This is a genomic window from Paenirhizobium cremeum (assembly GCF_047553425.1).
In the GTDB taxonomy this organism is placed as follows: Bacteria; Pseudomonadota; Alphaproteobacteria; order Rhizobiales; family Rhizobiaceae; genus Allorhizobium; species Allorhizobium cremeum.
Genome location: NZ_CP180217.1, coordinates 3235703 through 3248987 on the forward strand (window position 1 = coordinate 3235703; position 13285 = coordinate 3248987).

Below are 13285 nucleotides of genomic sequence, written 5' to 3' on the forward strand. Positions count from 1 at the left end.
GTACCTGCAGAAGGAAGCAAGATGCTAACCATGCCCGATCAGATCTCCACTGCCTGGATGATGAGCGGTATTGCTTTGTTTCTCGCCAAGCACCTGCTGGCGGATTTCATCTGGCAGACCAAATGGATGGCGCTGGGCAAGGAAAGGGCCGAGGGTTGGCTGGTGCCTCTCACGGTACACGCCGCCGTTCACGGCATGCTGACCGCCGCGATCTTTGCGTTTCTTTCTCCGTCCCTGGCCTGGATCGGCATTGTCGACTTCGCCATCCATTTCGCGATCGACCGGTCCAAGGCCGTTATTCAACAACGCTTTGCCCTTACCACCACCCAGCCCGGATTCTGGTGGCTGCTCGGCACCGACCAGACCTTGCACCACTTCACGCATCTCGTCTTCGTCGTCATTCTGGCCACGAGCCAGACCTTCTGATCTCCAGCGGCTCAGCCGGATGCGCTGTCCCTCGCTTCCTTGACGATCCAGTCCCGGAACGCGGCAAGCGGCGGATAATCCCCTCTCTCCCGCGTGAAGGCGAGATAATAGCGTTCGGCGCTCTCGACCTCACCGTCGATTGCCGGCACGAGTTCGCCCCGTTCCAGTTCGTCGCGGAACAGGAAGACAGGCAGAAGTGCCACGCCAAGCCCGCCGATGGCCGCCTGCGCCACCGTGGCAAACTGGTCGAACAGCATTCCGTGCACGCTCTCGAAGGTCACGCCACGATGGGTAAGCCAGCGCTCCCAGGCATCCGGCCGCGTCGTCAGGTGCAACAGGGACACGTCGAGAACATCCGATGGCGCGTTCAGCCTGTGGCTCTTCTTGAAGGATGGGCTGCAGACCGGCAGCGTCGTTTCCCGCATGAGGAAGGCGAGTTCCGCGCCCGGCCATACCGGATCGCCGAAGTGAATTGCCGCATCGATGGAGTCCAGTCGGAAATCGAAAGGTGAAAGACGCGTGACCATGTTGATGGTGATACCAGGATGGGCGGACAGGAACTTCCCCAGCCGCGGTGCAAGCCACCGGGCGCCGAAGGTCGGCAGGATGGCGAGGTTGAGCGATCCGCCGTAAGGGTTCGCCCGAAGATTGAGCGAGGCGCTGGAGATGCGGCGCAAGGCCTCGCGGATCTCGCGCGCATAGCCATCACCGGCGACGGTGAGCCGGATCGTCTGGCGCTCGCGCAGGAAAAGTTCCACGCCAAGCTGCGTCTCCAGCGCCTTGATCTGCCGGCTGACCGCGCTCTGGGTCAGATCGAGCTCCCGAGCCGCCGCCGTGATGCTGCCGGTGCGCGCCGCGGCCTCGAAAGCGGCAAGCAGGGAGAGTGACGGGAGAAATCGCCTGGCAGCCAGCATGTCATGCGCCTCCGGAATGAACTCTTGAGAAATTATCGTTGGAACGGGTTAGTTTCGTCTTCTAGATTTCGCAAGACTTTACGTTTCGGAATGACGCGCCGACGACCGCTGTTTTCTCCAGGGAGGGAGAGGGGAGCAGCCCGCGCCATCCCGTCCGGACCCGTCTTGCAGGCCGTTATCGCGGCCACCTCAGAGGATGGCATCATGCTGAACGACCCCCGCTCCCACGGTCTCTGGGAAAAAACCGCCCCGGCCGCCCCTCAGACACCGGCCCTTTCCGGCCATGTCGATGCCGACGTGGTGATCGTCGGCGGTGGCTATACCGGTGTTTCCGCGGCCCTTCACCTTGCCGAAGCCGGAACCAGGGTGGTGCTTCTTGAAGCCAATGAGATCGGTTTTGGCGGCGCTGGCCGCAATGTCGGCCTGATCAATGGCGGCATGTGGGTCATGCCGCTTGAAATCCCCGGCGTGCTCGGTCCGGTCTATGGCGAACGCGTGCTGGATCTGCTCGGCAACGCACCCCTTCTGGTGCGGGCGCTGATCGAAAAGCATGCGATCGAATGCGAGCTCGAGAAGAATGGCACGCTCCACTGCGCCGTCGGCGAGGAAGGCCTCAAGGAAATCAGGGAACGCTGCGCGCAATGGGCTGCGCGAGGCGCCGATGTCCGTATCCTCTCGGCAGAGGAAACAGCAAGGCGCATCGGGACGACGGCTTATAGCGGCTCGCTCCTCGACATGCGCGCCGGCACGTTGCAACCGCTCGCCTATGTCCGCGGCCTGGCAAAAGCGGCCATCGCCGCCGGCGCAAAAATCCACACCGGTAGCGCCGCCATTTCGACCGAACGCAATGGCAACCGCTGGCTGGTCAATACGGCGAACGGGTCGGTTTCGGCGGACTGGGTCATCGTTGCCTCTGAATTCTATTCGACCGGCCCCTGGGAACAGGTTCGCAACGAACAGGTGCTGCTGCCCTACTTCAACTTTGCCACGGTGCCGCTGCCGAAGGCACAGCTCGAAAAGATCCTGCCCGGCCGCGAGGGATGTTGGGATACCAAGGAAATCCTTTCCTCCTTCCGCATGGACAAGGCCGGCCGCCTTGTATTCGGCAGCGTCGGCGCATTGCGCAACACCGGCGCGTCCATCCATCGCTCCTGGGCGAAGCGCTCGCTGAAGAGGCTCTTCCCCGAACTCGGTGACATCGCCTTCGAGACCGAGTGGTATGGCCGCATCGGCATGACCGATGACGCCATCCCGCGCTTCCACAAGTTCGCGCCGAATGTCGTGGGCTTCTCCGGCTATAATGGCCGCGGCATTGCGCCCGGCACCGTTTTCGGTAAGACCTTGGCGCGCCATATTCTGGGCGAGCTCTCCGAGGAGGAGATGCCATTGCCGGTAACGGACGTGAAGGAGGCCCCGCTTCGCAACCTCAAGGGCGCCTATTACGAGGCTGGCGCCCAGATCGCCCATTTTGCCGGCGAGCGCTTCTGAAAACGAAACGCGCCGCGCCACGATAAGACAACGGAACACAACAGGATACCGGAAGGAACTCCATGACCCTTGCCAAACAGAATTTCGCCGCGGAAGTCGCATCCATCATGGCCAAGCTCGGCGTACCCGCCTCGGCCCTGACCGGCGGCTCGCTGGCCGTCCGCTCCCCGATCAACGGCGAACAGATCGCTGCCCCTGGCGAGATCGACGCCGCCGGCACCAAGGCCGCAATCGACGCCGCCCATCAGGCTTTCCTCGAATGGCGCCTTGTACCGGCACCCAAGCGTGGCGAACTCATCCGCCTGCTCGGCGAAGAGCTGCGCGCCGCCAAGGCTGACCTCGGTCGTCTCGTCTCGATCGAAGTCGGCAAGATCACCTCGGAGGGTCTCGGCGAAGTACAGGAAATGATCGATATCTGCGATTTCGCGGTCGGCCTTTCCCGCCAGCTCTATGGCCTGACAATCGCCACCGAGCGCTCCGAACATCGCATGATGGAGAGCTGGCATCCGCTCGGCGTCACCGGCATCATCTCCGCCTTCAACTTCCCGGTCGCCGTCTGGTCCTGGAACTCCGCGCTCGCGCTCGTCTGCGGCAACTCCACCATCTGGAAGCCCTCGGAAAAGACCCCGCTTACCGCCATTGCCACCCAGGCGATCTTCGAGAAGGCCGTGAAGCGCTATGTAGCCGATGGCAACAAGGCTCCGGCAAACCTCTCCACCCTGCTCATCGGTGGCCGCGATATCGGCGAAATCCTCGTCGACAACCCCAAGGTGCCGCTGATCTCGGCGACCGGCTCCACCGCAATGGGTCGCGCCGTCGGTCCGCGCGTCGCCGCTCGCTTCGGTCGCTCGATCCTCGAACTCGGCGGCAACAACGCCGCAATCGTCTGCCCGACCGCCGATCTCGACCTGACGCTCCGCGGCGTCGCCTTCGCCGCCATGGGTACGGCCGGCCAGCGCTGCACGACGCTGCGCCGCCTGTTCGTCCATGACAGCGTTTACGACACGCTGGTTCCACGTCTCATCAAGGCCTATGGCTCCGTTTCGATCGGCAACCCGCTGGAGGCCGGCACGCTGATCGGCCCGCTGATCGACAAGGGCGCCTTCGACCGCATGCAGAAAGCGCTGGAAGCCGCCAGGGCTGCCGGCGGCAAAGTTACCGGTGGTGATCGCGTGAACGGCGACGAAGCCGCTGACGCCTACTACGTCCGACCGGCGCTCGTTGAAATGCCGGCTCAGACGGGTCCGGTGGTCGAGGAAACCTTTGCGCCCATTCTCTACGTCATCAGGTACAGCAATTTCGACGACGCGCTGGCGCTGAACAACGACGTGCCGCAGGGCCTGTCATCCTCGATCTTCACCAACGACCTGCGCGAGGCGGAAGCCTTCGTTTCGGACCGCGGTTCGGATTGCGGCATTGCCAACGTCAACATCGGCCCTTCGGGCGCTGAAATCGGCGGCGCCTTCGGTGGCGAGAAGGAAACCGGCGGCGGCCGCGAATCCGGCTCCGACGCCTGGAAGGCCTATATGCGGCGCGCGACCAACACGGTGAACTACGGCCGCACCCTGCCGCTTGCCCAGGGCGTCAAGTTCGACGTGGGCTGATCCCGCGTTCAGACACGGGCCCGCCTTTCAGGCCGCGCGATCCACAGCGATCGCGCGGCCTCTTTCTTTTACCCCGCGGCGACCCATTTGCTGCAGCCGGTCTGCGACCAAGGTCGGGTGCGGAAGGCTGGTCTTCCGGATCGGAATCGGACAAGGTGCCACTGGTGAAATTGACGGTTCCCCGGAGGGCGAATGGAAATTCACGATCAGTCGGCAGTTATCGATTTCCTCGGAAAAGCCGAAAATTACGGGTTCTCCGGCCCAGTCAAGGTCATTGAAACCCACATCTCCATCGTCTTCCTGATCGACGGACGCGCCTTCAAGCTGAAGCGGGCGGTAAAACTGCCCTATGCCGACTTTTCCACTTACGATCTTCGGCTCCATTATTGCCGGCGCGAGGTCGAGCTGAACGGCCGGGCGACACCCGACCTTTATCTCGGCATCCGGCGGATCACGCGCGAGGCCGATGGTCACCTTGTCTTCGACGGCGACGGCGAACCGGTTGATGTCCTCGTCGAGATGACCCGCTTTGCCCAGCATGACCTGTTCGACCGCATGGCACAGGAAGGCAGGCTGACGACCGCGATCATGGAAGAAACAGCCGGCCTGGTCGCGGGCTTTCATGCCACGGCGCCGGTCATCCATGCCGGCAGCGGCTCCGCCAATCTGGCCGGCGTGCTCGACATCAACGAGGCGGGTTTTGCCACCAGCCATGTCTTCCCGCCAGGCGACGTGAAGCGCCTGGCCGGTGCCTTCCGTGAAGCCTGGCGTGGCCATGCACCCCTGATGGACAGGCGCGAACAGGATGGCAGGGTGCGCCTCTGCCACGGCGACCTGCATCTGAGAAACCTCTTCATGAGCCCCGCCGGTCCGCGCATGTTCGATTGCATCGACTTCAACGACCAGATCGCCACCGTCGACGTGCTTTACGATCTCGCTTTCCTTCTGATGGATCTCTGGCATCGTGGCTTTCCCGATTTCGCCAATATCGTCATGAACCGCTATCTCGACCGCACCGGGGATGACGAGGGCCATGCCCTGCTCCCCTTCTTTATGGCGGTGCGGGCGGCAGTGCGTGCCCATGTCACGGGAACCCAGATCGAGGAGGCGGGCGATGCAGACGGTTGCCTTACGAAAAACGCCCGTGGCTACTTCGGTTTCGCGGATGAACTGTTGCGAACCCGCACCCCCCGGCTGGTTGCCATCGGTGGCCTTAGCGGCTCCGGAAAATCGACACTGGCCGATGCACTCGCGCCGAGGCTGGGCGCCGCCCCCGGCGCACGTCTTCTGGAAAGCGACCGCTTACGCAAGGCGATGTTCGGCGTCGCCGCTCACGAGCGCCTGCCGCTCGACGCCTATCGTCCCGAAGTCTCGCAGAAGGTCTATGAGGGGCTGGCCACGCACGCCGCGGAGATTCTCGCCGGTAACGGCGCGGTCGTCGTGGATGCCGTCTTCGACCGGGCGGAAGATCGCAGGCTTATCCAGTCCGTCGCGAGCCAGGCCGGGATACCGTTCACCGGCATATGGCTGGACGCGGATGCCGCTATCCTGATGGCGCGGATCGCCGCTCGCCCGCAAGGACAGTCGGATGCAACGCCGGATATTCTCGAGCGCCAGCTTTCGAAGGACATCGGCGACATCGGATGGACGCGGCTCGATGCCACGACACCGACCGACGAACTGGTGCAAAAGCTACTCTTTCTCGCTGGAGAGGCGTAACCGGCCACTCACGGCAACACTCAGCGCCGGCTCCGGGGCAGTCTTTGGTTCGAAGGAAAAGCCACCGCCCGCCAGCCGCGCTATCTCGGCGGAAGGCCTTAGAATGCAGTGCCCCGCGACAGCAGCCAGCGCAGCATGCGGGCGAGATCGCGTGCCACCCAGCCCGAATTGCGGCCGGACGACGCCGTCAGGTCCATGTCCTCGAAGAAACAGACAAGGCGGAGGTCGTCCACTGTCAGAAATGTCCAGCCGATCTGCCGGGCGCCGACAGTCGTTGCACGAACCTTTTCGGCGAGGAAGCCGGCAGGCGTCGACGGATCGGCGAGAATCACGACATTGCAACGGGTGGTATTGGCATAGACATTGAGGAATGCATCGATGCAATCCTCCTGGGACACCCTGAGCCAGCGCTCGTCGCGGGCGATGACGCTCACATGCTCGGGCGGCTGCGCCGCCATCACCTCGAGACCGGCATCGGCACAGGCCTGAGGCAGAACCATATCGAGCCAGGACTCGATCAACGCATATTCCGCCTCATAGGCCTGCAGCAATTCCATGAAATCCCTCTGCCTTCATCGACAGCTAGCCTGTACGACGCAGCGCAACATGGCAAGAGGGTGTTGTAGGCCTAGCGAATATTGAACCGCAACCGCTTCGCAACTTCCAAATGGCTATCTTGTAAACCTCACCGGCAATGTCAGAAAATTATCTCTGACATCCTCCGTGGGCGCCGGCAGTGGCGAGGAACGTCGCACCATATCCACGGCGGCGGCCTCCAATATACGGTCACCGGATACACTTCTTGCAGAGACAGACAACACATTTCCAGAGCGATCAAACGTGAAGTAAAGCGTCACGACCACCGGCTGGTCTATTTTCTGGGAAAGATTTCTCTTCCGGCGTGCAATATGCGCTTGGACTTTTTCACGCCATTTCGCCGCCTTCATCCCGTCGGTGCCACCACTGCTCGTTTGTTGAGCTGCGGTGCGGTTGGACTTCGTCGTATCAAGCTTCGCCTGCCGCGCGGCCATCGAGGCGGGCGGTTCAGGTGCCTGCTTCTTCCTTTCGACCTTCTTCTCCGGCTTTTTCTTCGGCGGTTCCTCGACCTTCCTCGGTTCCGGCGGTCGAACCACAGGGATCGGCACGGCAACATTTTCGAGTTGCGCCAAGACCTGCTGCTCGATCGGGTCTATCTCTTCCACGACTTCCGGCGGCGGCTCTTCAACCGGCTCCGGCAGTGGTTCCGGTTCCGGCGGCGGCAGTTCTTCAACCACTTCTTCTATCGGTTCGGGTGCCGGTTCAGGTTCGGGCTCGGGCGGAGGTTCTATAACAGGCTCCGGTAGTGGCGTGATTGCCGCCGACTTGACTTCCTCCGCATCCACCTGATCGTCGACAATATCCTCTTCCTCGGTATTGGCTGCTTCCGGCTCCGGCGCCATTTCGATCATGATCGCAGCCGGCGGCGCGGGGTCGCCCAGAGGTTCCGCCGCCGACGCCATCATCAGCGCAACGGCACCCGCATGGGCGCCAGCCACCAGTACGGCGGCGGAAGTCCACAGCAGCAGTTCGCCGGCGGCGAACCGGGATCGATATCCGCCGGGGCCGCTCATGGGGTCTGGCCTTCGGCAGGAGCAGATGATGCGCCGGGCACTGGTGCAGCAGGCAGCGTTTCCAGGCCGACCAGGGCGATCTTCAGGTAGCCGGCATCACGCAGGAGGTTCATCACCTCCATGAATGCACCGTAGTCGACAGCCTTGTCTGCACGCAGGAAGATGCGCGCATCCTTGTTGCCGGAGGTCAGGCGGTCCAGATTAGTGCCCAGTGCCTCGCGCGCCACCGTCTCGTTACCGAGCGACAGGGACATGTCTTCCTTGAGCGTCACATAGACCGGCTCATCCGGCCGCTCCGCCGGCTTGGCGGTAGAGGCGGGCAGATCGACGCTGACATCGACCGTTGCGAGCGGCGCCGCCACCATGAAGATGATCAGCAGCACGAGCATGACGTCGATGAAGGGCGTGACGTTGATCTCGTGGTTTTCCTGGAGTTCGTCACCCGAATGGTTCTCGCGGATACCGCCTGCCATTGCCGTTACTCCGCAGCAAACTTCACGCTGGCATGATGGCCGTCATGCGGCACCTTGCGGAAGTCGAGGTCGCGGCTGACCAGCCGTTCGATCCCCGCCGCGGCATCGGCCAGAAGCTGGCGATACGCCGTCACGGAGCGGGCAAAGATGTTGTAGATGACCACGGCCGGGATAGCTGCAACGAGGCCGATTGCGGTTGCCAGAAGTGCTTCGGCGATACCGGGTGCGACGACGGCAAGGTTGGTCGTGTTCGACTGGGAAATGCCGATGAAGGAATTCATGATGCCCCATACCGTGCCGAACAGACCGACGAAGGGTGCGACCGAACCGATGGTGGCAAGCGCGCCGGTGCCCTTGGCCATGTTGCGGCCCGCACCGACCTCGATCCGCGCCAGTGCGGATGCGACGCGCTCCTTCACACCTTCGCCGCCCGCATAATCGATCGCGGCATCGGAGAGGCGAACTTCATGATCGGCTGCGCGCACCATGCCGGCGACGACCCCGCCGCGACGCTCGACATGCGACAGGGCCTGTCCGAGCGTCGCGGCCTTTGAAACCGCCTTGAGCCCGGTCTTCGCTCGCATGCGCGCGCCGGTAAGCTGCAGCGTCTTCACCAGCCAGACCGTCCAGGTGACCACCGAAGCAAGCGCCAGCGCGATCATCACCGACTTGACCACCCAGTCTGCGGCCATAAACATGCCGAAAGGCGACAGGTTGTGGGGCAGGTCTTCGCGTGGAGCGGAGAGGTCGGGCAAAAGATTTTCAGCCGTCGCCGGATCGACCGCCTCCGCCTGGGGCGCTACGGCCTCGGCCGTAACAGGAGAAACCTGCTGTGCGGCGGGCTGCGGAGTTACAGGCTGTTGCGCCGCCGTAGGCATTTCAGGCTGAGCGAGTGCGGGTGCGGCCTGATTGTCCGAAGCGACTGGCGGGACGGTCGGCTGCGCTACCGGAGCTTCCGGCGCCGAAGTAGCTGCGCCGCCGCCTGCCGGTGGTGCCACCTGCATTGCAGCAGGAGCCTCCGGGGCGGTAACGGATGTCGCCTCCTGGGCAATGACCGGCTGGGCGGCAAGGATCATCAGACTGGCTGCAAACGCGGCCGCGGTGGAAGGTCCCGAATGACGAGGAAACACTGGGAGCTCCTTTTGGCAATGACTGAACAGGACAAAGCAACCCGGCCCGCTTGGGATCGGTGGGCTGCGACTTCGTCTTCGATAGTAAACTTGACTTCTTTTGACAAGTAATAAACCGGATCGGACATCAAAAACAGGACAAAAAGACACAAGAAAGCCGCATGGGAGCAAAAAGGGGCTCTCGGTCCTGTGTCTCGGATCGACGTTCGCCGCATGGGCGCTCGGCGCTGGTTTGATCGTTGTCAAAGCGGCGACCTCATGGGTGGTTATGCTGCACAACATCCAGAGCGTTTCTGGCAATCCAGGAACCTATCGCGCCACGGGAGGCCCTCATGTCCGCAGACTTGCAATCCATCGCATGGTTCGAAAATCTCGTTCGCGGGGATGTCGCCCGCGTTGGCGGCAAAAACGCCTCGCTCGGCGAAATGGTGCAGACACTGGCGGCAAAGGGCATCCGGGTACCGCCCGGCTTCGCCACCACTGCCGATGCCTATTGGAACTATGTAGAAGCCAATCGGCTCAGAGACCGGATGACCGCAATGCTCGTCGAATGGGAAACAGGCAAGGCAACTCTCGCCGAAACCGGCCAGGCGATCCGCAACATCTTCCTGAAAGGCGATTGGCCGGCTGAGACGGAGGCAGCAATCCGGTCCGCCTATCGCGAGCTTTCCAGGCGCGCCGGTGTAGATGACGTGGAGGTTGCCGTCCGCTCGAGCGCCACGGCGGAAGACCTGCCGGATGCGAGCTTCGCCGGCCAGCAGGAGACCTTCCTGAACATCAAGGGAGAAACCGCCCTGATCGACGCATGCCGCCGCTGCTACGCTTCGCTGTTTACCGATCGCGCCATCAGCTACCGCAAGGCAAAGGGTTTCGACCACATGAAGGTCGCGCTCTCCGTCGGCGTGCAGCGCATGGTGCGCTCCGATATCGGCGGCTCGGGCGTGATGTTTTCGATCGACACCGAAACCGGCTTCGACAAGGTAGTGCTGATTAACGCCGCCTGGGGGCTTGGTGAAAACGTCGTGCAGGGCGCCGTCGACCCGGACGAATATCAGGTGTTCAAGCCACTCCTTGCCGATCCCGCGCTGAAGCCGCTGATCGAGAAGAAGAAGGGCGCCAAGGCGATCAAGATGATCTACGCGACCGGAGGGAAACCGACGCGCAACGTCCCGACATCCAAGGCGGAGCGAGCAGCCTATGTGCTGAGCGATCCGGAAATCCTCGATCTCGCCCGCTGGGCCGCAATCATCGAAACCCACTATGGTTGCCCGATGGATATGGAATGGGCGCGCGACGGCAAGACCGGCGAAATGTTCATCGTCCAGGCCCGCCCGGAAACCGTTCAGGCGCGTCGGGGCGCGGGTGTCTTCAAGTCCTACACGATCAACAACAAGGGCAAGGTGCTTGCGAAGGGCCTGTCGATCGGCGATGCGGTGGCAAGCGGACAGGTCTGCCTCATAGAAAGCGTCAGGGATATCGACCAGTTCGTCGACGGCTCCATTCTCGTCACCCAGACAACCGACCCGGACTGGGTGCCGATCATGAAGCGGGCGGCGGCAATCGTGACGGATCATGGCGGGCGGACCTCGCATGCGGCAATCGTCAGCCGCGAGCTTGGATTGCCGGCCGTGGTCGGCACCGGCAATGCCACGGAGCTTCTGCATACCGGCCAGGAGGTCACGATCTCCTGCGCCGAGGGCGACGAAGGTTTCGTCTACGAGGGCATAGCGGATTATACGGTGGATGAGCTCGACGTCAGTGACCTTCCCGCCACCCGTACCCAAGTCATGCTCAATCTCGCCAATCCCGGTTCAGCCTTTCGCTGGTGGCGCATGCCCGCCGATGGTATCGGCCTTGCCCGCATGGAATTCGTCGTCTCCAACGCAATCCGCGTCCATCCGATGGCGCTCGTCCACTTCGATCTGTTGAAGGATGAGGCAGCGAAAGCCGAGATCTCCGTCCTGACGGCGGGCTACGACGACAAGACCGACTATTTCGTCGACAAGCTCGCCCGCGGCCTCGCCCGCCTTGCCGCGGCTGTCCATCCGAAGCCGGTGATCGTTCGCATGAGCGACTTCAAGACCAATGAATATGCCGGCCTTATGGGAGGCGCGGAATTCGAGCCAGCCGAGGAAAATCCGATGATCGGCTTCCGCGGCGCCTCACGCTATTATTCGCCACGCTACCGGGAAGGCTTCGCGCTGGAATGCAAGGCGATCAAACGGCTGCGCGATGAAATGGGCTTCACGAACGTCGTCGTCATGATCCCCTTCTGCCGGTCTGTCGGAGAAGCCGACAAGGTATTGGCCGTCATGGCGGACAACGGTCTGAAGCGGGGAGAAAACGGCCTGCAGGTCTACGTGATGTGCGAGATCCCCTCGAACGTCATCCTGGCCGCCAAGTTTGCCGACCGCTTCGACGGCTTTTCGATCGGCTCGAACGACCTCACCCAACTGACCCTTGGCGTTGACCGCGACTCCGGCGAACTTGCCGACCTCTTCGACGAACAGGATGAAGCAGTGAAGTGGATGATCGAAAAAGTGATTGCGGAAGCCAACAAGGCCGGAGCCAAGATCGGCCTTTGCGGCCAGGCGCCGAGCGATCATCCGGAATTTGCCGAGTTCCTGGTAAAATGCGGGATCGACTCCATGTCTGTCAGCCCCGACAGTTTCATGGAGGTCAAACGCAAGGTCGCGGAAACGGAAGCAGCGCTCGGACGTCGCTAAGCGAGGCGCACCGTTCTATCCCGACGCCATCCTCGGCCGCGTGCCGAGGATCTTCTTACTTCAAAGAAATCGATCGCTTGCAGATTTTCGGGAGAGGTCCGTGCATGACGGTGCGCAGAGGTTCTTCATCCTGTCGGCTGCCCGAGGGACGATGCTCGCGATCCATCACGGGTGACATCAGTCCCTGTTGGCCGCATGAAGGTCCAGAATGTCCCTGCGGCGGCAAAGCTCCGTGCCGGAGGTCATGACCGCGGCGGCGCCGGCGGCCATGCCGAGACGGAAAGCTTCGACGATATCCTTTCCCTCGGCAAGCGACCATGTCATGCCTGCGACGAAACTGTCGCCAGCACCAACCGCCGACTGAACAGCCACCTTGATGGCTGGAACGCGCGTGATGCTGTCGGCACCGACCAGAACCGCCCCGTCAGCGCCGAGCGTGACGGCGATATACTGCGCCGCGCCACGGCGAATGACTTCCTGGGCGGCCGGGCCGACGCTTTCGTGATCGAGCTTGCGTCCGACAAGGCCTTCCAGTTCCCCAAGGCTCGGCTTCACCAGGAACACATGGCAGCGTGCCAGTGTCTCGCGCAATGCCTCGCCGGACGTGTCCAGCACGAAGCGCTGGTTTCGCCGGGCAGCAATTTCAGCCATGCGAAGATAGGTGTCGGCCGGAACGCCTCGCGGCAGACTGCCGCTGGCCACCACATAATCCGCGTCGCTCTCTTCCAGGATATCGAAAACGGGAGCGAGTTCAGCATCGCTGACCAGCGGCCCCTCCGGCACGAAACGGTATTCGAGATTGGTCGAAAGCTCATGCACATTATAGGCGACCCGCACCGGATCATGGATTTTCATTACATGCTGCCGGATGCCGAGCGGCCGGAGCATGGTTTCAAGCAATTCTCCGGTCGCCCCGCCGGAAAGATAAAGCAGTTCGCAATGGCCGCCGAGTTCGACGATAACCCGGGCGACATTGATCCCGCCGCCGCCGGCATGCTGGCGCTGATTGTGGGTACGGGTCTTGTGCGTATGGCGCACCTCGTCGGCGTCACTGGAAATATCGATAGCGGGGTTGAGTGCGATGGAGAGAATTTTCGACATGCCCGAAGCTACCGTTCCACTATGACAGATCAAAGAAAATCAGATGGCGATGACAGAATTGCCCACCGTCCGGTATAACTGTGCGATTACCCCC

Annotated in this window: 11 protein-coding genes; 5 read left to right on the forward strand and 6 right to left on the reverse strand. The window is 62.4% G+C overall.

The features are described 5' to 3' along the window. The first annotated feature begins 30 nt into the window (after positions 1-30). Positions 31-426 carry a DUF3307 domain-containing protein gene (locus tag ACLBKR_RS15745; RefSeq protein ID WP_244712304.1) on the forward strand — a complete coding sequence of 132 codons (396 nt, stop codon included), beginning with the start codon at positions 31-33 and terminating at the stop codon, positions 424-426. Between the two features lie 11 nt (positions 427-437). Here ACLBKR_RS15745 and ACLBKR_RS15750 read toward each other — a convergent pair whose 3' ends face one another. After that, complete coding sequence (locus ACLBKR_RS15750; RefSeq protein ID WP_113448679.1) at positions 438-1340, reverse strand: LysR family transcriptional regulator; 903 nt, start codon at positions 1338-1340, stop codon at positions 438-440. Positions 1341-1544: 204 nt separating this feature from the next. Between ACLBKR_RS15750 and ACLBKR_RS15755 the strand changes: the two genes are divergently transcribed. From ACLBKR_RS15755 to ACLBKR_RS15765, 3 genes are all read left to right on the forward strand, one after another. Beyond that, positions 1545-2828 (forward strand): NAD(P)/FAD-dependent oxidoreductase, encoded by a 1284-nt coding sequence (locus ACLBKR_RS15755; RefSeq protein ID WP_113448678.1) that lies wholly within the window; start codon positions 1545-1547, stop codon positions 2826-2828. Positions 2829-2890: 62 nt separating this feature from the next. Beyond that, complete coding sequence (locus ACLBKR_RS15760; protein ID WP_113448677.1) at positions 2891-4432, forward strand: aldehyde dehydrogenase family protein; 1542 nt, start codon at positions 2891-2893, stop codon at positions 4430-4432. A 192-nt stretch (positions 4433-4624) separates the two neighbouring features. After that, a complete protein-coding gene (locus tag ACLBKR_RS15765) occupies positions 4625-6151 on the forward strand; it encodes a bifunctional aminoglycoside phosphotransferase/ATP-binding protein (RefSeq protein WP_113448676.1) in 1527 nt (508 codons plus the stop codon). 98 nt (positions 6152-6249) lie between these two features. On the opposite strand, the gene ACLBKR_RS15770 is transcribed toward ACLBKR_RS15765, so the two are convergent. From ACLBKR_RS15770 to exbB, 4 genes are all read right to left on the reverse strand, one after another. Further along, entirely contained in the window at positions 6250-6708 is a 459-nt protein-coding gene (locus ACLBKR_RS15770) for a hypothetical protein (protein ID WP_113448675.1), read from the reverse strand. A 114-nt stretch (positions 6709-6822) separates the two neighbouring features. Further along, a complete protein-coding gene (locus ACLBKR_RS15775) occupies positions 6823-7761 on the reverse strand; it encodes an energy transducer TonB (protein WP_113448674.1) in 939 nt (312 codons plus the stop codon). Further along, the gene (gene exbD / locus ACLBKR_RS15780; RefSeq protein ID WP_113448673.1) at positions 7758-8234 is read right to left on the reverse strand and encodes a TonB system transport protein ExbD; all 477 of its coding nucleotides are present in this window, start codon (positions 8232-8234) and stop codon (positions 7758-7760) included. The genes ACLBKR_RS15775 and exbD overlap by 4 nt, the downstream gene beginning before the upstream one ends. Before the next feature lie 5 nt (positions 8235-8239). Then, on the reverse strand, positions 8240-9310 hold the full coding sequence (exbB, locus tag ACLBKR_RS15785; RefSeq protein WP_113448672.1) for a tonB-system energizer ExbB: 1071 nt from the start codon (positions 9308-9310) through the stop codon (positions 8240-8242). A gap of 386 nt (positions 9311-9696) precedes the next feature. On the opposite strand from exbB, the gene ppsA reads away from it, so the two are divergent. After that, positions 9697-12090 (forward strand): phosphoenolpyruvate synthase, encoded by a 2394-nt coding sequence (gene ppsA / locus ACLBKR_RS15790; protein ID WP_113448671.1) that lies wholly within the window; start codon positions 9697-9699, stop codon positions 12088-12090. A gap of 177 nt (positions 12091-12267) precedes the next feature. On the opposite strand, the gene ACLBKR_RS15795 is transcribed toward ppsA, so the two are convergent. Beyond that, a complete protein-coding gene (locus ACLBKR_RS15795; RefSeq protein WP_113448670.1) occupies positions 12268-13191 on the reverse strand; it encodes a 1-phosphofructokinase in 924 nt (307 codons plus the stop codon). Between the last annotated feature and the right edge of the window lie 94 nt (positions 13192-13285).

Excerpts from the sequence above, each read along its gene's own strand:
- ACLBKR_RS15745 (WP_244712304.1), top strand. The coding sequence starts at position 31 with ATGCCCGATCAGATCTCCACTGCCTGGATGATGAGCGGTATTGCTTTG.
- ACLBKR_RS15750 (WP_113448679.1), bottom strand. The coding sequence starts at position 1,340 with ATGCTGGCTGCCAGGCGATTTCTCCCGTCACTCTCCCTGCTTGCCGCT.
- ACLBKR_RS15755 (WP_113448678.1), top strand. The coding sequence starts at position 1,545 with ATGCTGAACGACCCCCGCTCCCACGGTCTCTGGGAAAAAACCGCCCCG.
- ACLBKR_RS15760 (WP_113448677.1), top strand. The coding sequence starts at position 2,891 with ATGACCCTTGCCAAACAGAATTTCGCCGCGGAAGTCGCATCCATCATG.
- ACLBKR_RS15765 (WP_113448676.1), top strand. The coding sequence starts at position 4,625 with ATGGAAATTCACGATCAGTCGGCAGTTATCGATTTCCTCGGAAAAGCC.
- ACLBKR_RS15770 (WP_113448675.1), bottom strand. The coding sequence starts at position 6,708 with ATGGAATTGCTGCAGGCCTATGAGGCGGAATATGCGTTGATCGAGTCC.
- ACLBKR_RS15775 (WP_113448674.1), bottom strand. The coding sequence starts at position 7,761 with ATGAGCGGCCCCGGCGGATATCGATCCCGGTTCGCCGCCGGCGAACTG.
- exbD (WP_113448673.1), bottom strand. The coding sequence starts at position 8,234 with ATGGCAGGCGGTATCCGCGAGAACCATTCGGGTGACGAACTCCAGGAA.
- exbB (WP_113448672.1), bottom strand. The coding sequence starts at position 9,310 with ATGATCCTTGCCGCCCAGCCGGTCATTGCCCAGGAGGCGACATCCGTT.
- ppsA (WP_113448671.1), top strand. The coding sequence starts at position 9,697 with ATGTCCGCAGACTTGCAATCCATCGCATGGTTCGAAAATCTCGTTCGC.
- ACLBKR_RS15795 (WP_113448670.1), bottom strand. The coding sequence starts at position 13,191 with ATGTCGAAAATTCTCTCCATCGCACTCAACCCCGCTATCGATATTTCC.